Source organism: Macrococcus psychrotolerans, assembly GCF_038095555.1.
In the GTDB taxonomy this organism is placed as follows: domain Bacteria; phylum Bacillota; class Bacilli; order Staphylococcales; family Staphylococcaceae; genus Macrococcoides; species Macrococcoides psychrotolerans.
The window spans coordinates 1,337,789-1,358,595 of record NZ_CP124591.1 but is presented as its reverse complement, the minus strand read 5'-3'; the positions used below and the strand labels follow the sequence as shown (position 1 = coordinate 1,358,595).

General features: G+C 37.7%; 19 protein-coding genes and 1 tRNA gene. 19 read left to right on the top strand and 1 reads right to left on the bottom strand.

The annotated features are described in order from the left end of the window. The first annotated feature begins 32 nt into the window (after positions 1-32). The 12 genes from polX (at position 33) to QA539_RS06890 (ending at position 12,506) form a co-directional block, all read left to right on the top strand. The gene (gene polX, locus QA539_RS06945; protein WP_419895599.1) at positions 33-1,736 is read left to right on the top strand and encodes a DNA polymerase/3'-5' exonuclease PolX; all 1,704 of its coding nucleotides are present in this window, start codon (positions 33-35) and stop codon (positions 1,734-1,736) included. Between the two features lie 4 nt (positions 1,737-1,740). Continuing rightward, the gene (locus tag QA539_RS06940) at positions 1,741-4,077 is read left to right on the top strand and encodes an endonuclease MutS2 (protein ID WP_419895021.1); all 2,337 of its coding nucleotides are present in this window, start codon (positions 1,741-1,743) and stop codon (positions 4,075-4,077) included. A gap of 186 nt (positions 4,078-4,263) precedes the next feature. Then, positions 4,264-4,578: a thioredoxin gene (trxA, locus tag QA539_RS06935; protein WP_012657226.1), complete on the top strand. Its 315-nt coding sequence runs from the start codon at positions 4,264-4,266 to the stop codon at positions 4,576-4,578. Between the two features lie 73 nt (positions 4,579-4,651). After that, a complete protein-coding gene (gene uvrC / locus QA539_RS06930) occupies positions 4,652-6,436 on the top strand; it encodes an excinuclease ABC subunit UvrC (protein WP_219492416.1) in 1,785 nt (594 codons plus the stop codon). Between the two features lie 203 nt (positions 6,437-6,639). After that, positions 6,640-7,251 carry a succinate dehydrogenase cytochrome b558 subunit gene (locus QA539_RS06925; protein WP_419895020.1) on the top strand — a complete coding sequence of 204 codons (612 nt, stop codon included), beginning with the start codon at positions 6,640-6,642 and terminating at the stop codon, positions 7,249-7,251. Between the two features lie 30 nt (positions 7,252-7,281). Then, on the top strand, positions 7,282-9,045 hold the full coding sequence (sdhA, locus tag QA539_RS06920; RefSeq protein WP_219492413.1) for a succinate dehydrogenase flavoprotein subunit: 1,764 nt from the start codon (positions 7,282-7,284) through the stop codon (positions 9,043-9,045). Between the two features lie 2 nt (positions 9,046-9,047). Continuing rightward, on the top strand, positions 9,048-9,812 hold the full coding sequence (sdhB, locus tag QA539_RS06915) for a succinate dehydrogenase iron-sulfur subunit (protein WP_219492412.1): 765 nt from the start codon (positions 9,048-9,050) through the stop codon (positions 9,810-9,812). Positions 9,813-9,949: 137 nt separating this feature from the next. Further along, positions 9,950-10,405: a MarR family winged helix-turn-helix transcriptional regulator gene (locus QA539_RS06910; RefSeq protein WP_012657221.1), complete on the top strand. Its 456-nt coding sequence runs from the start codon at positions 9,950-9,952 to the stop codon at positions 10,403-10,405. Next, a complete protein-coding gene (racE, locus tag QA539_RS06905) occupies positions 10,380-11,186 on the top strand; it encodes a glutamate racemase (RefSeq protein ID WP_419895019.1) in 807 nt (268 codons plus the stop codon). Before QA539_RS06910 ends, racE begins: the two co-directional genes overlap by 26 nt. After that, on the top strand, positions 11,183-11,758 hold the full coding sequence (locus QA539_RS06900; protein ID WP_419895018.1) for an XTP/dITP diphosphatase: 576 nt from the start codon (positions 11,183-11,185) through the stop codon (positions 11,756-11,758). Before racE ends, QA539_RS06900 begins: the two co-directional genes overlap by 4 nt. A gap of 11 nt (positions 11,759-11,769) precedes the next feature. Then, positions 11,770-12,270 carry a metallophosphoesterase family protein gene (locus QA539_RS06895; protein WP_413474861.1) on the top strand — a complete coding sequence of 167 codons (501 nt, stop codon included), beginning with the start codon at positions 11,770-11,772 and terminating at the stop codon, positions 12,268-12,270. A gap of 162 nt (positions 12,271-12,432) precedes the next feature. Further along, a tRNA-Arg gene (locus QA539_RS06890) sits at positions 12,433-12,506 on the top strand. Positions 12,507-12,588: 82 nt separating this feature from the next. Here the strand turns inward: QA539_RS06890 and QA539_RS06885 are convergent. Continuing rightward, positions 12,589-13,320: an NAD-dependent protein deacylase gene (locus QA539_RS06885; protein WP_219492402.1), complete on the bottom strand. Its 732-nt coding sequence runs from the start codon at positions 13,318-13,320 to the stop codon at positions 12,589-12,591. 199 nt (positions 13,321-13,519) lie between these two features. Between QA539_RS06885 and QA539_RS06880 the strand changes: the two genes are divergently transcribed. From QA539_RS06880 to ccsA, 7 genes are all read left to right on the top strand, one after another. Then, complete coding sequence (locus tag QA539_RS06880; RefSeq protein ID WP_219492399.1) at positions 13,520-14,140, top strand: NUDIX domain-containing protein; 621 nt, start codon at positions 13,520-13,522, stop codon at positions 14,138-14,140. A 1-nt stretch (position 14,141) separates the two neighbouring features. Beyond that, entirely contained in the window at positions 14,142-15,086 is a 945-nt protein-coding gene (locus tag QA539_RS06875; RefSeq protein WP_219492396.1) for a hypothetical protein, read from the top strand. Between the two features lie 89 nt (positions 15,087-15,175). After that, positions 15,176-16,459, top strand: coding sequence for a trigger factor (tig, locus tag QA539_RS06870; RefSeq protein ID WP_219492393.1), 1,284 nt, complete (start codon positions 15,176-15,178; stop codon positions 16,457-16,459). 142 nt (positions 16,460-16,601) lie between these two features. Beyond that, positions 16,602-17,858, top strand: a complete 1,257-nt coding sequence (gene clpX, locus QA539_RS06865; protein ID WP_413474865.1) for an ATP-dependent Clp protease ATP-binding subunit ClpX — start codon at positions 16,602-16,604, stop codon at positions 17,856-17,858. 84 nt (positions 17,859-17,942) lie between these two features. After that, positions 17,943-18,530, top strand: coding sequence for a ribosome biogenesis GTP-binding protein YihA/YsxC (gene yihA / locus QA539_RS06860; RefSeq protein WP_219492388.1), 588 nt, complete (start codon positions 17,943-17,945; stop codon positions 18,528-18,530). Between the two features lie 90 nt (positions 18,531-18,620). Then, the gene (gene hemA, locus QA539_RS06855) at positions 18,621-19,961 is read left to right on the top strand and encodes a glutamyl-tRNA reductase (RefSeq protein WP_219492384.1); all 1,341 of its coding nucleotides are present in this window, start codon (positions 18,621-18,623) and stop codon (positions 19,959-19,961) included. Between the two features lie 8 nt (positions 19,962-19,969). Next, positions 19,970-20,803 carry a cytochrome c biogenesis protein CcsA gene (gene ccsA / locus QA539_RS06850; protein ID WP_419895017.1) on the top strand — a complete coding sequence of 278 codons (834 nt, stop codon included), beginning with the start codon at positions 19,970-19,972 and terminating at the stop codon, positions 20,801-20,803. Positions 20,804-20,807 lie beyond the last annotated feature (4 nt).

Below are 20,807 nucleotides of genomic sequence, written 5' to 3'. Positions count from 1 at the left end.
CTATGGCTTTTATTTTGGAGGGTATTATGAGTATTACAAAAAAAGATTATATAAAGCAGTTAGAACGTATTGCGACATTACTTGAACTTTCAGCTGAGAATCCATTCAAAGTTTCTGCATATCGTAAAGCAGCAGCGAATCTAGAGACATTCGAAGACGACATCAACGCAGTATCTGATTTCACACAAATTAAAGGCATCGGTAAAGGTGTTGCTGAAGTGCTGGAAGATATTAGAGCTCATCATGAATCATCGCTACTTAAAACGTTAAAGGAACAAGTTCCTGAAGGATTTATACAGATGCTGAAGATTCGTAATCTAGGTGCTAAAAAGATTGTGAAGATTAATGATGCTCTTGGAATTACAACTGTCGATGAATTAAAAGCGGCGTGTCTGAATAATGAAATCAGTGCCCTTGCGGGATTTGGTAAAAAGTCTGAAGAGAATATACTGTCAGGTATAGAAGAAATGTTAACGATGACAGAGAAACTCAGTATTTATCAAGTGCATCAGTTTACGCAGATGATTGATGCAGCACTCGCTCAAATTGATGAAATCGATCGTTTCAGTGTAGCTGGCAGCTTTAGACGTCGCAATGAATTTTCGAAGGATATTGACTATATTGTTGAAACAAGTGATCGTGAAACTGTAAAAGCACAGTTAACAGCATTACCGTTTATCAAGAAAGTTGAACTTGCTGGTGATGAGAAAGTTACGATACAGGCTGAAAGAGAAGATTTAATTACGACGGTTGATTTCAGGTTTACAGATTCCGACGGCTATGCGCATATGTTACAGCATTTCACTGGGAGTAAGGAACATAACATTAGAATTCGTCAGCTTGCAAAAGAAAGAAATGAGAAGATAAGTGAATATGGCATTACAACTGATGATGGAAATCTGATTCAGATGCAATCAGAAGCTGAAATTTATCAACATTTTGATCAAACATTTATTCCTCCTGAAATGCGCCAGGACGGTTCCGAATTTGAATTTAAAGAATTTGGTGAGATTATTCAGCCTGAAGACATTCGTGGTGATATACATATGCATACTACATATAGTGATGGTGCGCATACGTTAGAACAGATGATCGAAGCATGTATCGCTAAAGGATACGAATATATGATGATTACGGATCACTCGAAAAGTTTACATGTCGCAAATGGATTGTCAGAAGAACGTTTGTTAGAACAGCATGCACGTATTAAAGCCTTGAATGAACAATATTCAGAAATTGATATTTATTCAGGCGTTGAGATGGATATACTAGCAGATGGTGAAATGGATTACAGCAATGATGTACTAGCACAGCTTGACTATTGTATCGGTGCTATTCATCAGTCGTTGAATCAAAGTGAAGATGAGATTATGAAACGCCTGATCAATGCCTGTAATAACCCATACGTCAGACATATTGCTCATCCAACGGGCAGGTTGATTGGTCGCCGTAATGGTTATCATGTAAACATGTCAAAGCTCATCGAAACTGCACAGAAGACAAATACCATCCTTGAAATTAACGCGCATCCGATGCGTCTTGACTTATCGAGTGACGTATTAAAGCAATACTCAGATATTAAACTTGTGATCAATACAGACGCGCATGCAATCGATCAGCTTGATTTAATGAAATATGGTGTGAGTACAGCAATAAAAGGCTATGTGAAAAAAGAACAGGTAATAAATACTTTGCCACGTGAAGCCTTTAAATCTTGGATACAGAATGGGAAGTAATCATATGAATAAAAAAGCATTAAATATATTAGAATATAACAAAATTATTGAGCGTGTTGACGCATTTACTCAAAATGAACTTTCAAGCCAAAAAGTGAGGATGACACAACCTATCAGCGACAAAGCTGAAATAGATAGCATGCTTGCACATCTTGAAGAAGCACGTCTAATAGAAATGACACAAACAGAACCTGGCATGAGTATGCTGAGCGATATTCAGTCGCTCGTACGCCGTGCAGTAATCGGATCAGTACTTTCGGTTGTTGAATTAAATAAAATTAAGAACAATATTAAAGTCGTCAATCGTTATAAAACATATATCGCGAACTTATATGAAGAGCGTGAACTGGAAATTCCGGTGACATATCATAAGTTCCAAAATTTACCTCAAGTGACGGAACTTGCTGAAAGTATACAGTCTAAGTGTGATGAAACGACATTGTTTGACCATGCGTCTCCAAAACTCTCGGAGATACGTCAAGAGATGAACCGTATCAACCGTCGTATAAAAGAGCGATTAGAAAGCATCGTTCGCAGCTCGAATAACCAGAAGAAGTTATCAGATGCGATTGTGACGATTCGTAATGGACGACAAGTAATTCCGGTGCGCAGTGAATATAAACAGGATTTTCCTGGTATCGTTCATGATACATCGAGTAGCGGCCAGACATTTTACATTGAACCTAACAGTATTGTACAGTTATCAACAGAACTGAGTGCAGTAACGCATCGTGAACAAGAAGAAGTTGAGCGTATTCTGTATGAACTGATGAATGAAGTCGCAGAATATGATAATGCACTGACATATTCGACGGATGTGTTATCTGATTTAGACGTACTTATGGCTAAAGCGAAATATGGAAACCGTAACAAGATGGTCATGCCGAATGTTGTAAAAGCACGTACTGTAGATTTACCAGGGGCATGGCATCCATTATTACCAGCTGATACGGTCGTAAAAAATAATATTAGTTTTATCGGTGACACACAGACCGTCATCATTACTGGACCAAATACAGGTGGTAAGACAGTAACATTAAAAACAACTGGGCTGATTATCTTGATGACACAAAGTGGTATGATGATACCTGCTGCTGAAGGTGCAGCGATCAGTATCTTTGATGAAGTATTCTGTGATATCGGAGATGAACAGTCAATTGAGCAGTCACTGTCAACGTTCTCAAGCCATATGACAAATATTGTATCGATATTAACAGATATGACAAGTAACAGTTTCGTTATGTTTGATGAACTTGGTGCAGGAACAGATCCGAGTGAAGGTGCAGCACTGGCGATGAGTATATTAGATAAGTGTCTCGAGCAGAACATTATGACGATGGCGACAACGCATTATCCAGAACTCAAAGCTTATAGTTATAATCGTGATCGTGTTATGAATGCGAGCGTGGAGTTTGACATTGAAACATTAAGTCCAACTTATCGCTTGCTGATGGGAGTACCAGGTAAAAGTAATGCGTTTGATATCGCGAAGAAGTTAGGACTGAGTCCTTCGATCATAAAGCATGCACGACAAATGATTCAAATGGATGATGTTGAGATAGATAATATGATCAAAAGCTTAGAAAGTAATGCAAAGCAGATGGAAGATGATCGCATCTTCACAGAACAGCTGAAGTTAGAAGTTCAGTCATTGCATAGTGACTTAAAGAAGAACTTTGATAGTTATTTAGCACAAAAAGAAAACTTAATTGAACGTGCGAAACAAGATGCGAATAAGATTGTTAAAGATGCTGAAAAAGAAGCGGATGAACTATTAAAAACATTACGTAACTTAAAATCAAATGCAGATATAAAAGAAAACGAATTGATTGAAAAACGTTCAAAACTCGGTAAAATGTATCATGAAACAAAGATTAAAGCAGATAAAAAATCAACGAAGAATGAAGTGATAGAAAAAGGTGACCACGTAAAAGTGTTAAGCTACGGTCAAAAAGGAGTCATTCTTGACGTAGATGGCAAGGAAGCAATTGTACAGATGGGAATTATCAAGATGAAATTACCGCTTGATGAACTCGAAAAAGAAGCACCGCCTAAAGAGGATAAGATTCGTGTAGTACCGCGAAGTAATCGTCAGACAATTAAGATGGAACTGGACCTGCGCGGTGAACGCTATGAAGATGCACTAATAAAACTAGAGCAATATCTGGATCAGGCGCTTCTCAGTAATTATGAACAGGTGACAATCATTCACGGTAAAGGGACCGGTGCCCTTCAAAAAGGAGTGCAACAATATTTAAGACGTTCAAAAGCTGTATCAAGTTTCCGTGGAGGTACACCTTCAGAAGGTGGATTTGGCGTTACAGTTGCTGAACTGAAGTAAGGAGGAGCTATGGATAATTTCGATATGTATAAGCTCGCAAAGGTGCTGATTGTAATTTCAGTACTGATGCTTTTAGGTGGCATCATTTATTTATTTGTAGTTTAATAAATGAGCAAAAGGAATGACCATCAGATATTTATTTGATATACTCCTTTTATAAATGAAATAGATATGGAGGAATAAATTATGGCTTTAATTAATGCAACTGATAGTAACTTTGAAGATAATATTAAAGAAGGTGTGACTTTAGTAGACTTCTGGGCACCTTGGTGTGGGCCTTGTAAAATGATTGCACCTGTATTAGAAGATTTAGCAAAAGACATCGAAGGTAAAGCAAACATCGTTAAAGTTGATGTTGATGAAAACCAGGCAACAGCAGCTAAATTTGAAGTGATGAGCATCCCAACTTTAATCGTATTTAAAGATGGTCAAGCAGTAGACAAAGTTGTAGGGTTCCAACCTAAAGAACAATTACAAGCTGTGCTTGCGAAACATTACTAATCAATAATACTTGCGGGCGGGACTCTAGTCTCTGCCCTTTTTTTTATGACTGAATGAATGTGTGGTGAATGTCGTGGAAGATTATGAAATACAAATAAAGAATAAATTATCCGTGTTACCATCTGAACCTGGATGTTACTTGATGAAAGACAGGAATAACCAAGTCATCTATGTCGGCAAGGCAAAGAACTTAAGAAACCGTGTACGCAGTTATTTTACGGGGAGTCACGATGAGAAGACGACGCGTCTTGTAATGGAAATACGTGATTTTGAATATATTGTGACTAGTACAGAGATTGAGTCATTATTGCTCGAACTGACACTCATTAAAAAGCACTATCCAAGATATAATATCTTACTGAAAGATGATAAGAGTTACCCATTTATCAAGATTACAAATGAAAAGCATCCGAGACTTCTTGTTACAAGAACAGTAAAGAAAAATAGCGGAAAATATTTCGGTCCGTATCCAAATGCGTATGCTGCTCATGAAACGAAGAAGCTGCTGGATAGAATTATTCCGTTTAGAAAATGCACGCACCTGCCTGATAAATTGTGTCTATATTACCATATCGGTCAGTGCCTCGGTCCGTGCGTGTATGATGTTGATCAAGCAGAATATCAGAGATACATACAGATTGTTACTAATTTTTTAAACGGACAGGATACGACCATTGTCGAAGAACTTAAAGAGAAGATGAATGAGAAAGCAGAAAATCTTGAGTTTGAAGAGGCAAAAGAATATCGGGATCTCATACAGCATGTAGAATCATTGATGTTTAAACAGAAGATGATGACCAGTGATATGACGACACGTGATATATTCGGTTTCAATGTAGATAAAGGCTGGATGTGTGTACAAGTATTCTTTATCCGTCAAGGAAACTTAATTGAGCGTAAGGTGCAGATGATTCCGTTGATGGATGACGCGAAGAGTCACTTTTATAATTTTATTGGACAGTTCTACCAATTAGAAGAGAATATATTGCCAGGTGAAGTGCATATACCCCTGGGATTGGATATAGAGATGGTCCGCTCAGTTGTAGACACCAAAGTGATTCAGCCTAAAAAAGGCAAGAAAAAAGAGATGGTCGACCTGGCAGTGAAAAATGCGACAATTGCATTGGCAAATAAATTTGACATAATCGAGCGTGACGAATCTAGAACGATAAAAGCGATAGAAGAGCTTGGGAATGCAATGGGCATTGAAACACCGATTAGAATTGAAGCTTTCGATAACTCAAATATTCAAGGTGTGGATCCCGTTGCGGCGATGATTACTTTTGTTGATGGCAGACCAAGTAAACGTGATTATCGTAAGTATAAGATTAAGACGGTGTCCGGACCAGATGATTATGCAAGTATGCGAGAAGTTGTCCGACGTCGTTACACGAGAGTGCTTAAAGAAAATCTGCCGTTACCAGACTTGATTATCGTCGATGGCGGGAAAGGCCATATGACAAGTGTTCAGGATGTTCTTATCAATGAGCTTAATCTTGATATTCCAGTTGCAGGTCTTAAGAAGAATGATAAACATATGACAAGTGAACTCATCTATGGTGATGATTTTAATATCATTCCACTGAATAAGAAGAGTCAGAGCTTCTATTTACTACAGCGTATTCAAGATGAAGTGCATCGTTTTGCAATCAGTTTTCATCGCAATACTAGACGTAAGACAGGCCTATCTTCACAGCTCGATCAAATAGAAGGTATGGGTCCAAAACGCAAGCAGAAGCTGATGAAACATTTCGGTTCTGTTAAGCGCATCAAAGAAGCTTCGGTTGAAGAAATTAGTGCTGCTGGATTGCCGGAGAAGCTTGCAATTGAAGTAAAGACAAAATTAAATCTTGAATAAATCGTTTTAAATGTTTGTGAAATCATATAATTGAGAATCATTTTCATATCCCAAAACGTATGAATAAATGATACAATAAGAACAACAATTGATTTCACAAACTTTTTTTTAATATTAAATGTAATCGGTTTCTTGATTTCGATACATAAGAGGCGTATTATTGAATTTGTGAAATTACTAATAGTTTATAGGGGGGACCTCACTTGGCAAGTTCAGACAAATCTTTTGCACTACGCAGACTACATTCATTACTTGGTGTAATTCCGCTCGGTGTCTTTTTGATTCAGCATTTAGTCATCAACCATTTTGCAGTAGCAGGGCCGGAAAGTTTCAATAAAGCTTCTGACTTTATGTGGAATTTACCATTTAAGATTGTATTAGAAACTTTGGTAATCTATTTACCGATTCTATTCCATGCAATTTATGGTGTTTTCATTGCTTTTACTGCGAAAAATAATGTACAGCATTATTCAACATTCCGTAATTGGATGTTTTTATTGCAGCGTGTAACGGGGGTTATTGCATTTATCTTTATCGCGGTACACGTTTGGCAGACGCGTGTTCAGGCAGCACTTGGACATCATGTTAATTATGATATGATGGCGGATTTATTTAGTAATCCGATTACGTTAATCTTATATGTAATTGGAATTGTAAGCGTAATCTTCCACTTTGCTAATGGACTATGGTCGTTTGCAGTGAGCTGGGGTATTACACAATCTCAGAAGTCACAGAACGTTATGGCATACGTGTCATTATTAGTATTTATCGTCGTTACGTTTATCGGTTTAAGAGCGTTATTCGCATTCGTATAATTTATAGATATTTAGGGGAGTGACATATCAATGGCAAAAAGTAACGTTATCGTTGTCGGTGGGGGACTAGCCGGTCTTATGGCAACAATTAAAGCGGCAGAATCAGGTACACCGGTTGATCTATTCTCACTTGTACCGGTGAAGCGTTCACACTCTGTTTGTGCACAAGGCGGTATTAATGGGGCAGTTAATACAAAAGGTGAAGGTGACTCACCATATATTCACTTTGACGATACAGTTTACGGAGGGGATTTCTTAGCGAATCAACCTCCAGTTAAAGCAATGACAGAAGCGGCACCTGGAATCATTCATTTATTAGACCGTATGGGTGTGATGTTCAACAGAACACCTGAAGGCCTACTTGATTTCCGTCGTTTCGGTGGCACTTTACACCACCGTACTGCATATGCAGGTGCGACAACTGGTCAGCAATTATTATATGCATTAGATGAACAAGTACGTAAATTTGAAGTAGAAGGTTTAGTTACGAAGTATGAAGGATGGGAATTCCTTGGTGCGGTTATTGATGATGAAGGTGCTGCGCGTGGTATCATTGCGCAGAACTTAACAACATCTGAAATTAAGTCATTCAAATCTGATGCTGTAATTATGGCGACAGGTGGTCCTGGAATTATCTTCGGTAAATCAACAAACTCTATGATCAACACAGGTTCAGCGGCGTCTGTTGTTTATCAGCAAGGTGCAATCTACGCAAATGGCGAATTCATCCAGATTCATCCAACAGCGATTCCTGGAGACGATAAACTACGTCTGATGAGTGAATCAGCTCGTGGTGAAGGTGGACGTGTATGGACGTATAAAGATGGTAAACCTTGGTACTTCTTAGAAGAAAAATATCCTGACTATGGCAACTTAGTACCTCGTGATATCGCAACGCGTGAAATCTTCGACGTATGTGTCAACCAGAAGCTTGGTATTAACGGAGAAAATATGGTGTACCTTGATCTATCACATAAGGATGCTCATGAACTTGATGTTAAACTTGGTGGTATTATTGAGATTTATGAGAAATTTACAGGGGATGATCCACGCAAAGTGCCAATGAAGATCTTCCCGGCAGTACATTACTCAATGGGTGGATTATGGGTCGACTACGATCAGATGACCAACATTCCTGGATTATTTGCAGCTGGTGAATGTGATTACTCACAGCACGGGGGTAACCGTTTAGGTGCGAACTCATTACTATCTGCAATTTACGGCGGTATGGTTGCCGGACCTAACGCAATTAAATATATTAAAGGTCTAGAAAAATCATATGAAGACGTATCAGAAGAAATTTATACGCAGCATGTTGAAAAAGAACAGAAACGCTTTGATGCATTGCTGAATATGAAAGGAACTGAAAATGCGTATAAACTGCACAAAGAACTTGGAGAAATCATGACGGCCAACGTTACTGTAGTGCGTCATAACGATCGTCTGCTTGAAACAGATAAGAAGATCGTTGAGCTTATGGGACGTTATCATGATATTGATATGGAGGATACAGCATTGTGGAGCAACCAGGCTGTCTTCTTTACGCGCCAGCTTTGGAATATGTTAGTGTTAGCACGTGTCATGACCATTGGTGCATACAATCGTAATGAATCTCGTGGCGCCCATTATAAACCGGAATTCCCTGAGCGTAACGATGAAGAGTGGTTAAAGACAACGATGGCGAAGTACAGGGGTCCGAAAGAGGCACCCGAATTTTCATATGAGCCAGTGGACGTATCTTTAATCCCGCCACGTGTTCGTGACTACTCTAAATCAAGTAAAGGAGGTAAATAATCATGGCAGAAAAATCAATCAAACTGATTATTAAACGTCAAAAAGATGCAAATAGTGCACCTTATGATGAAACTTTCGTGATTCCTTATCGCCCGAATATGAATGTGATTGCTGCATTAATGGAAATTCAGCGTAATCCAATCAATGACAAAGGTGAAAAGACAACGCCGGTAACTTGGGATATGAATTGTCTTGAGGAAGTGTGTGGCGCATGCTCTATGGTGATTAATGGGAAAGCGCGTCAATCATGTTCAGCGATTATTGATACGCTGGAGCAGCCAATTCGTTTAGAACCAATGGCTACATTCCCGATTATTCGTGACTTACAGGTTGACCGTACAAAGATGTTCGACAACTTGAAACGTGTAAAAGCTTGGGTACCGATTGACGGCACATACGACTTAGGTGCTGGGCCGCGTATGCCAGAAAAGAAACGTCAAACTGCATATGAATTATCGAAATGTATGACGTGTGGTGTCTGCTTAGAAGTATGTCCTAATGTGAACAAAAATTCTAAGTTTATGGGTGCTCAGCCAATTTCTCAGGTGCGTTTGTTTAACTTACATCCAACAGGAAGTATGAACAAGGATGAGAGACTCCATGCACTGATGGGAGAAGGTGGTCTTGCTGAATGTGGAAACTCACAAAACTGTGTGACAGCATGCCCTAAAGGTATTCCTTTAACAACATCTATCGCGGCAATGAACCGTGAAACAACATTCCAGATGTTCAAATCATTCTTTGGTTCTGACCACCAAGTTCAATAATTTGTAAGATGATAGCTTTCAGAAATTTAAATTTCTGAAAGCTATTTTTTTAAAATAATATATTTGAATTATATATTTACTGAAACTTAGGGTAATTATTTGTTATGATAAGAGTATATATGTAAAAGGAGACGCCTATGAACCAGGATATTATTGCTTTAGAATATGAACTTAGGAGACTTGCAGATATCATCAAGAATGAAGGTCGGCAAGAATTGATAGCGTATAACATCTCTGATGTCCAGTTTATAGCTGTTCAGTGGATTAAAGAGACGGACGCGATGACGATTGGCGCATTGTCTAAACATCTGAATCTCGCTATATCTTCTACATCAGAACTAGTGGATCAGCTCGTTCAGAAAGAGTTTGCTGTGCGCAGAAAGGATGATGAGGATAAACGTAAAGTAAATATACATCTAACGGAACGTGGACAGCAGCTTATTGACGATGTCATTATTAAACGTCAGCGTTATCTGCAGTCACTCGTTAAAGCGTCCGAATACAGTGTTAAAGATTACTACAAACACACCCATGCTTTATATAAAGAAACAGAAGAAGGTGAACGTATTGAATCAAGCGATAGGAGTAATTGATTCAGGCGTTGGTGGATTAACTGTAGCGAAAGAAATTATGCGACAGCTTCCAAATGAAACGATCTACTACCTTGGTGATGAGGCGCGTTGCCCCTATGGTCCGCGTACACAGGAGGAAGTAAGACGATTCACAGTACAGCTGGCAGAATTCCTTATTAATAAACATATAAAGATGCTTGTCATTGCTTGTAACACTGCAACTGCCGCCGCGCTTGAGTCTCTGCGTGCGACATTTGACATACCGATTATCGGTGTAATCGAACCCGGAGCCAGAACAGCGATTATGACGACTGAAAATAATCACGTGCTTGTGCTGGGAACAGAAGGAACAATACGCTCGCATGCATATAAAGAGAAGATACATATGATCAATCCTCATATTGAAGTCGCTGGGAAAAGTTGTCCGGAATTCGTACCATTAGTAGAAAGCAGAAGATATAAGGATGAAGCAGAAAGTATGCGAATCATCTCTCAGGCTTTGCAGGAATTCAAGGCGCATAAAAGTGATACTGTAATTCTCGGTTGCACACATTATCCGTTATTACAGGAATATATCAATCGATTTTTCAATGATCAGAAGAAAGTGATTTCATCAGGACTAGAAACGGCACGTGAGGTGAGTGCGCTTCTTACGTTTAGAAATGATCATGTGACACAGCCTGCTGCTACAGCACACCGTTTCTTTGTTAATGGTGATGCAGAACATTTTACTGAGATTGCAAGAGAATGGTTAAAAGATCCAGATATACATGTCGAATCAATTCAACTGGAGGATATATGAAAGAAATCGTAATCGCTACTGGAAACAAAGGAAAGATCAATGACTTTAAGCATATTTTTAAATCACATAAAGTGATTGGAATTAAAGAATTAATAAAAGATTTTGATGTTGAAGAGACCGGAACGACATTTGAAGAGAATGCAGCATTAAAGTCAGAACATGCCTGTCAATTACTGAACAAGATCGTGATAAGTGATGACTCTGGATTAGAAGTAGAGGCACTGAATAATGCACCGGGAATATATTCAGCACGTTATTCTGGAGAAGATGCTACTGATGAATCAAATCTGGATCTTGTTCTGCAGCAGATGGAAGGTCAGAACAATCGAAAGGCACGTTTTGTATGCGTGATTGCAGTGAGCATCCCTGGAGAAAAGACGAAAACTTTCAGAGGTGAAGTTGAAGGTGAATTACTGACTGAACGTCGTGGAAATAAGGGCTTTGGATATGATCCAATCTTCTATGTTCCAGAACTCGGGAAAACAACAGCTGAGCTTACAGGTGAAGAAAAAGCAAGAATCTCACATCGTGGTAAAGCAATTGAACAATTACTTGATTCACAAATCATATAAGGGGTGTTCTTATGAAGTGGGTAATCGTAAGTGATAATCATCGTATGAAAGGCATTTTGACGGATATTGTATCTGTTCATGACGATGCAGATATATTTATCCATCTCGGTGATTCTGAATTTGATTATAGTGACCCTGAATTAAAGCCGTATATCAGAGTCGCAGGCAACTGTGATTATGGTCATCAATTCAAATCTTCTACACGAATACAGATGCATCATATAAATGCCTTTGTAACACACGGGCATTTATATGATGTTGGTAGAAGTCTTGTGAAACTTGCAGAAGCAGCAGCTGAAGCAAATTGTAACCTTGCTTTCTATGGACATACTCACGTCAAGCATATTGAAACAGTGCAAGGTGTCGTATGTATCAACCCTGGATCGATTGCTCAGTCAAGAAGTGAGGACGTGGAGACCTATGCAGTATTAACGGTTGAAGAAGAGAATCAGATGATAACGTATTATAATCAGAATCATGAAATTACAGATAAAGAAATCATTTTATTGTAGAACAGTAAGGCAGAGTACTTGGATAGGACTCTGCTTTATAATGTATTTATCTTTTTATTGTGTAATTAGAAATTATTGATGTGATTATTAGTCAATTTATTTTCCGATTGTTGTTGACTTTACCTCTTAAAGTTGATTATAATTAATCTTGTGTTAAATATTGTCCTGGTAGCTCAGCTGGATAGAGCAACGGCCTTCTAAGCCGTCGGTCGGGGGTTCGAATCCCTCCCAGGACGCTAATGAGATGAGAACTTAAATGTTCTCTCAAAATCAAAAAGAACGCTATAGAAAATTTCTTTATTTTCTATAGCGTTCTTTTTATAATTTTATAGCATTGAGGACTTCTCCAATATAATCTTCAAAGATTAATGCATCGCTGCGTACTGTTCGTAGCGATGTTTTGTTGATTACTGCAAGTGTTTCACCATTAAAGAAATCTACAAAGGTTGATGCAGGATATACGACTAGCGATGTCCCGGCGATAATCATCATATCAGCATTCTGTATGGCAGTGATTGCTTCTGTAATTACCGATGAATTAAGTGCTTCTCCATACATCACGATATCAGGTCGTACGATATGATCATCGTGTGGACATCTGGGTATACCGTCTTTATCCATTGAAAGTTCTTCTAATTGAAATACTTTCTTGCAGTGTGTGCAATAATTTGTCTGAACGTTGCCGTGCAATTCTAGTACTTTACTGTTGCCGGCTGATTGGTGTAGTCCATCGATATTTTGTGTTACGACGGTCACATCTTTGCCTTGTTGTTCGAGTTTCGTGATAAAACGATGAGCAATATTCGGCTGTGCATGTGGATACACGAGTTTATCAAAGTGAAACTTGAAATATTGTTTTGGATATTTGTTAAAGAAATCAATAGAAATAATTTCTTCTGGTGAATGTTCAATGCTAGTTTCCTGCATGAAGATTCCATCAGCGCTTCTAAAGTCAGGGATACCGCTTTCAGTTGATACTCCTGCACCTCCGAAAAATACTATTTTTTCGCTCTTTTTTATTGCTTTTTCAAGCATACTAATTTTCTCCATTGTCAATTACTCCTTGTTATCCGTCGTTCTTCTATTTTAACATGTTCGAATACGGATATTAAAATATTGTTTTACCTCCTTTGCACAATAAATGAATTTAGATTATAATCATCACTTGTACAGAAAATATCGATTGAAAGCATTGTCTGATTTCGATAAAATCAAAGTAACCTATAAATCTGTTGTGAGGAGAAATACTATGAATAAATTGGATGAGCAAATAATCGTCGTTGATCGTGAAACGATATTTAGTCATGAGAAGAATCATTTCAATGGTTTTATCTCGATGGAAGATCAACGTGCGCTTGAAATATATGAGACACTAACGAAGTATGAAGTGAAACGCCGCGGAGATATGGAAGAAGATGAACGATATAAACAGTTGATTTCATATTGTATCCTGGAAAATGAAAACGATGAAATTTTAGTGTATGAACGTCTTGCTGGTGGGGGCGAAGGGAGACTCCACGGTCTATCTTCTATCGGAATCGGCGGCCATATGAATCGTATCGATAACGCACAAATTGAAGATGTTCTACTTGAGAACGCAGGTCGTGAACTGGAGGAAGAAGTAGGTGTTCGTGATGTTTCAGCAAATGTATTGCAGCTCATTGGATTTATTAATGATGATGACACAGAAGTTGGCCGTGTGCATATCGGACTTGTGTTCAAATTGAAAGTTGCTTCTTCTGATGTATTTGTAAATGAAACAGATACCCTTAAAATTGACTGGAAGAAAGAACATACACTGATGCAGAACGCAGAATATGAATCATGGTCCAGGTTAATTATCGAGTCTATTTATAACGTAGGTCATTAATATGTCAGATATCATAATCTTCCCGAAACTAAAGGAAAATTTAAGCCGTCAAATTCGTCATGCAATGAAAAGTAGTCGCTATGAAGATGCATACGATGTGTTTATGACATTCGAAAGGCACTTTGAACTGAGTGCTGATGAGCAGTTGTTAAAGCTTGAATGTCTCTATCAGCTTGAAAGCTTCCTTGAGCTTAAAGAAGAATCAAGTATTCTTCTGAACCAAGGGCATCAGGCGTATAACGAGATTATTCCTTATTTTTTGGAAAGTTTAATGTATTATAAGCAATATCAGACAGTTGTAGAATTAATAGAGAGGCTCCGTCAAGAAAATGTCGATCAGAAATTATTGATAACGCTTATGCCATTGTATGATGAAGCAGCCCAAGCTTTAGAAATGAAAAGACGTGTGAGCAGAAATTTTATCGTGACGTTCCAAAGTTCTGATAGTAATGCACAATGTGAATTAATCTTAAAGTTGATTGATGAAGGCGACTTCGCCTATCAGATGTCGTTTATACATATATTAGAATCGAATACATTACATCCAAAAGTCATTTCATTTATTCTGCAGTATTTGCTGATGGCGCAGTGCGATAAGCATGTGACGATAACGAAATTTAACCTCACCATGCAAATAGAGGTATCAAAACTACCGCGTCTTGAAACATCAGAATTTCAAGAAGTAATCGATGGAGTTTATTCTTATCTGCAGCGTGAAATGCCATCAGCTGCAGATCATGCAGTGTTATTAATGAAGCAGCACCATCTTTTACTATACCCACTGGAATTCGAATATTTTGATAAACAGCAGCTGGATTTAATTATACAGACGTATGCGCATTATTTTCTGCAGTTGTTTACAGACAATAAGACGGATGATTTGGGTAATCAACATACAATTGATATAATGAACAAAATAAATCAACTTGAAAAGTATAACCGATAAAAAATAATAGTTGTAGATTGTTGAAGCTATCATGTATTATGTTATAATGAGAGAGTTGAAAAAATTAGAAATTCGTGGAGGAATATCACATGTCAGTAAAATGGGAAAAACAAGAAGGTAACGAAGGTGTATTAACAGTAACAGTTCCAGCTGAAGAAGTTAATGCAGGATTAGATAAAGCATTTAAGAAAGTTGTTAAACAAGTAAACGTACCAGGTTTCCGTAAAGGGAAAATGCCACGTCCAATGTTCGAACAACGTTTCGGTGCAGAAGCATTATACCAGGATGCATTAGATTTCATCTTACCAGATGCATATGCTGCAGCTGTTGAAGAAGCTGGAATCAACCCGGTTGATCGCCCAGAAATCGATATCGAGCAAATGGAAAAGGGTAAAGAATTAATCTTTACTGCTAAAGTTACAGTTGAACCTGAAGTAGAACTTGGAGATTACAAAGGTCTTGAAGTGGAAAAAGAAGATACAGAAGTAACTGAAGAAGATTTAAATAAAGCAATCGAAGCTGATTTAGCACGTAAAGCTGAATTAGTTGTTAAAGAAGATGGCGAAGTTGCTGAAGGCGACGTTGTTAACTTAGACTTTGATGGTTATGTTAATGATGAAGCATTCGAAGGTGGAAAAGCTGAAGGATACGATCTTGAAATCGGATCAGGTCAATTCATCCCTGGGTTTGAAGAACAATTAGCAGGAACTAAAGTTGGTGACGAAAAAGATGTTACAGTAACGTTCCCTGAAGAATACCACGCTGAAGAATTAGCTGGTAAAGAAGCAGTATTTAAAGTGAAAATCAACGAAGTAAAATCTAAAGAAGTACCTGAATTAGATGATGAAATGGCGAAAGAACTAGATGAGTCAGTTGATTCAGTAGATGCTTACAAAGAGAAATACAAAAAAGATCTTCAAGAACAAAAAACATTACAAGCAGAAAACAACATGAAAGAGAGTTTAATTGCTCAAGCTGTTGAAAATGCTAAAGTTGATATTCCTGAAGCGATGATCAATACAGAATTAGACCGTATGATGCAGGAGTTTGAACAACGTATTGCGCAACAAGGTTTAAACTTAGAACTTTACTATCAATTCTCAGGTCAAACTGAAGAGCAACTTAAAGAAAGCATGAAAGCTGATGCTGAAGCACGTGTTAAAACTAACTTAACATTAGCAGCAATTGCTAAAGCTGAAAACATCGAAATATCTGATGCAGATGTAGATGCTGAACTTTCTAAGATGAGCGAACAGTTCGGATTATCAGTAGATGACATTAAAGCTGCTCTTGGTAACGGTGAAGTTTTAAAAGACGACTTACGTATCCAAAAAGCAATCGATGTTCTTGTTAAAGAATCAAAAGAGAAATAAATTGTAAAGTGATACATTACCGTTAAAAGACACGGCGACTCCTGCTTTTAAGGAATTTCGTCCGTGTTTTTTAATTTTAGTTTAATCATTTGCAATCATTGTAAATGTTTAGTATATTCTTTTAAGAATAGGGGTGTTAAGAGTGTATAATAATGAAGAAGAAAACTTAAAATGTTCTTTCTGCGGAAAAGATCAAGATCAGGTTAAGAAATTAGTCGCAGGAAGTGGCGTATATATATGTAATGAATGTATTGAATTATGCTCAGAGATTGTAGCTGAAGAGCTAAAGACTGTTGAACACGAAGAGATTACTGAAATTCCAAAACCACACGAAATGATGGCGTTACTGGATGCTTATGTTATTGGACAAGACAAAGCGAAAAAAGCCCTGGCAGTGGCGGTTTATAATCATTACAAACGTATATTTAATCCATTGAATGATGAAGATGGTGTGGAAATACAAAAGAGTAATATCGCATTAATCGGACCAACAGGTAGCGGAAAGACTTTACTTGCTCAAACGCTAGCACGTTCTCTTAATGTACCATTTGCAATTGCAGATGCAACCAGTCTTACAGAAGCAGGTTATGTAGGTGAAGATGTAGAGAACATCTTACTGCGCTTAATTCAGGCAGCTGACTTTGATGTTGAACGCGCAGAAAAAGGTATTATCTATGTCGATGAGATCGATAAGATTGCCCGTAAATCTGAAAATACATCCATCACACGTGATGTCAGTGGTGAAGGGGTACAACAAGCATTGCTGAAAATTTTAGAAGGTACTGTTGCAAGTGTACCGCCACAAGGTGGAAGAAAGCATCCAAATCAGGAGTTCATACAAATTGATACAACGAATATTCTGTTTATTTTAGGTGGCGCATTTGATGGTATCGACGAAGTGATTAAGCGTCGCTTAGGGGAAAAAGTAATTGGTTTTACTGGTATTAAAGAACAAGGTATTGACGAGGCGACGCTGTTATCACAGATAAAACCTGAAGACTTACAAAGCTATGGTCTTATTCCGGAGTTCATTGGTCGTATACCAGTTGTTGCGAATCTAGAGCAGTTAGATGTTGATGCACTGAAGAATATATTGACTCAGCCTAAAAATGCATTAGTCAAACAATATAAGAAGATGCTTGAAATTGATGGGGTTTCCCTGGAGTTTACAGATGAAGCATTAACTGCAATCAGCGAACTTGCAATCGAGCGTAAGACTGGTGCACGTGGTTTAAGATCGATTATCGAAGAAAGTATGCTTGAAGTTATGTTCAGTATTCCGTCAAGAACAGATGTCAAAAAAGTAGTTATTACTAAAGAGACAATAGAAGATGGCGCGTCTCCAGAACTTTATAATACTGAAGATGAACTTATAAATATCGAAGTTACGTCAGCATAAACAATGAAGAGAATGTAAACAGTACATTCTCTTTTTTGTATGATTTCATGTATAATAGATGAGATGAAAGAAGAGGAGACGACAATGAATATAAATCCAAATAATGTAGAAATAATTATTAGTGCGGTGAAACCTGACCAATATCCTGATACAGGATTGAAAGAGGTTGCATTAGCGGGACGCTCAAATGTTGGGAAGTCATCGTTTATCAATACGATGATCGGTCGAAAGAGTATGGCGAGAATTTCTTCAAAGCCTGGTAAGACTCAGACGTTAAACTTCTTTAATATTGATGAACAACTTGTTTTTGTAGATGTACCAGGGTATGGTTATGCCAAAGTTTCTAAAACGGAAAGAGAACGCTGGGGCAAGATGATCGAGACGTATATTACTACTCGTGATAATCTTGCATGTGTGATACAGCTTGTGGATATACGTCATAATCCTACTGAAGATGATCGTTTGATGTATGACTTTTTGAAGCATTATGATATACCGACAATCGTCATTGCGACTAAAGAAGATAAAATACCTAAAGGTAAAATTCAAAAACATCTAAAGGTAATCAAACAGGATCTCGATATGGATCCATCAGATACGTTAATCAGCTATACAGCTTTAAGTAAAGATAAAAATCCGATGATTTTTAATGCAATCGAGAAATATCTATAAATGTGAATTTTTTATGAAATCGGGCAGAATTAAAGCATAAAGGGAACGAAATGTTATAATAGTAACAATGGCAAAAATGGGGGCGTTAATATGCATATTGTTGTTGTGAGTGTTAATCACAAGACAGCAGATGTCAGCTTGAGGGAGAAGCTGGCATTTAGTGAATCATCAATTCAGCAGGCATTATCTGCTTTGATTAATCAAAAATCAATACTAGAAGGTGTCATTCTTTCTACATGTAACCGCACAGAAATCTATGCTGTTACTGACCAGGTTCATACAGGTAGATACTACGTAAAATCATTTATGTCTGAATGGTTTGATGTTGATATCGAAACGATTAAGTCTGTGACGGATGTAAAGGTTGGCAATGAAGCAATCCATCACCTTTTCAAAGTGATCACAGGACTGGATTCAATTGTACTTGGTGAAACACAGATTCTTGGACAAATTCGAGATAGTTTTCTGCTTGCACAAAGTGAAGGTACGACCGGAACTGTTTTTAATAAGTTATTTAAAGATGCAATTACGCTTGCAAAGCGTGCACATGCTGAGACAGATATTTCTTCAAAAGCAGTATCGGTAAGTTATGCAGCTGTGGAATTAAGTAAGAAAATATTAGGTAAGCTTGAAAATAAGAAAATATTGATTGTTGGTGCGGGTGAAATGGCTGAGCTGGCACTACAAAACTTAGTCGGCTCGGGAGCAACAGATATTACGGTCATCAACCGTACAGCTGAGAAAGCGAAATCACTTGCAGATCAGTATGGCGGTCGTCAAGTATCGTTGCAAGAACTTCAATGTGCGCTTATTGAAAGTGATATCGTCATCTCTTCAACGAGTTCACAGGAATTTATTATCACGAAACCGATGATGCAGGATATTATGAAGTTACGTAAGAATAAGTCGCTCGTCTTAATTGATATCGCAGTACCACGTGATATTGATCCTAAAGTAAATGATATCGATCTTATCTTTAATTATGATGTAGATGACCTAAAGGGTCTGGTCGATGCCAATCTAGCAGAACGTGAACGTGCAGCGCAAGTAATCTATACGATGATTGATAAACAAGTGATGTCTTTTGTAGACTGGATCAATATGCTGGGTGTCGTACCTGTTATTACTGCTTTACGTGAGAAAGCATTAAGAATTCAGGAAACAACGATGGAGAGTATCGACCGTAAGATGCCTGACCTTTCTGAGCGCGATCGTAAGGTAATCTCAAAGCATATGAAGAGTATAATTAACCAGATTCTTAAAGATCCAATTTCACAGGCAAAAGAAGTGAGTGGTTCTGAGAACAGAGCAGCGGAACTGCAGTTCTTCCAGGAGATTTTCAATATTACGAATGAAGTTGAAAGTATAAAGAACAATGAACCGGAAGTTCGTCGTTCAAAAAACAGTTTTGTCTTTAATCCCGAGCAATAGGTGATGGAATGAGTGAATTACTATTAATGCGTATGCACGAAGCAATACTTATCATCTATATGATAAGTATTGCTTGTTATTTCCTTGATTTCGTCCAGAAATCAAATCGGATTAAACAAATAGGCTACACACTTTTATGGCTAGTATTCGTCCTGCAAACAGGCTCAATTTTATTGTTTAGAGTCGTCGTAGGGCGGATGCCTTTTGAAACTTTAACAGAAGGTTTTTATTTTTACACGTGGCTGATTATATTACTTTCTATCATACTTTCACGTTTCATCAAAACGGAATTTTTTGTGTTTATGATGAACTTAATTGGTTTTATCTTTATGATGATCCATACGTTTCATCCAGCTGAATTCTATCAAGATACGACGGTCTCACATATGATGAATGAACTCTTATGGATACATGTCACGCTTGCAATTATCAGCTATGTAATGTTTTTAGTTTCATCTTTACATGCAGTACTATATATTGTGCAGATGAACTATTTAAAGAAGAAGAAGTTTAATCAGAAATTCTTTAGAATTAGTGATCTTTCAAGCCTAAGCCAACTGGCGTTTTTGTTTGCAATTATTGGTTCGGTCCTTTTGCTGATTTCTTTAATATTAGGCATCTACTGGGGGTTATCCTTTGAAGGTAATGCCATATGGTATGATTCGAAAGTGATCGGCTCTCTTATATTACTGACTGGATACTTTATCTATATTTATCTCCATCAGCAAACACTCCTGCAGATGCGCTTGCTGATGGACATCAATGTTATGCTTTTTTTGATGTTGCTAATCAATTATATGGTCGCTTCAAGATTTTCTGGTTTTCATCAGCTATTCTATTAGGAGG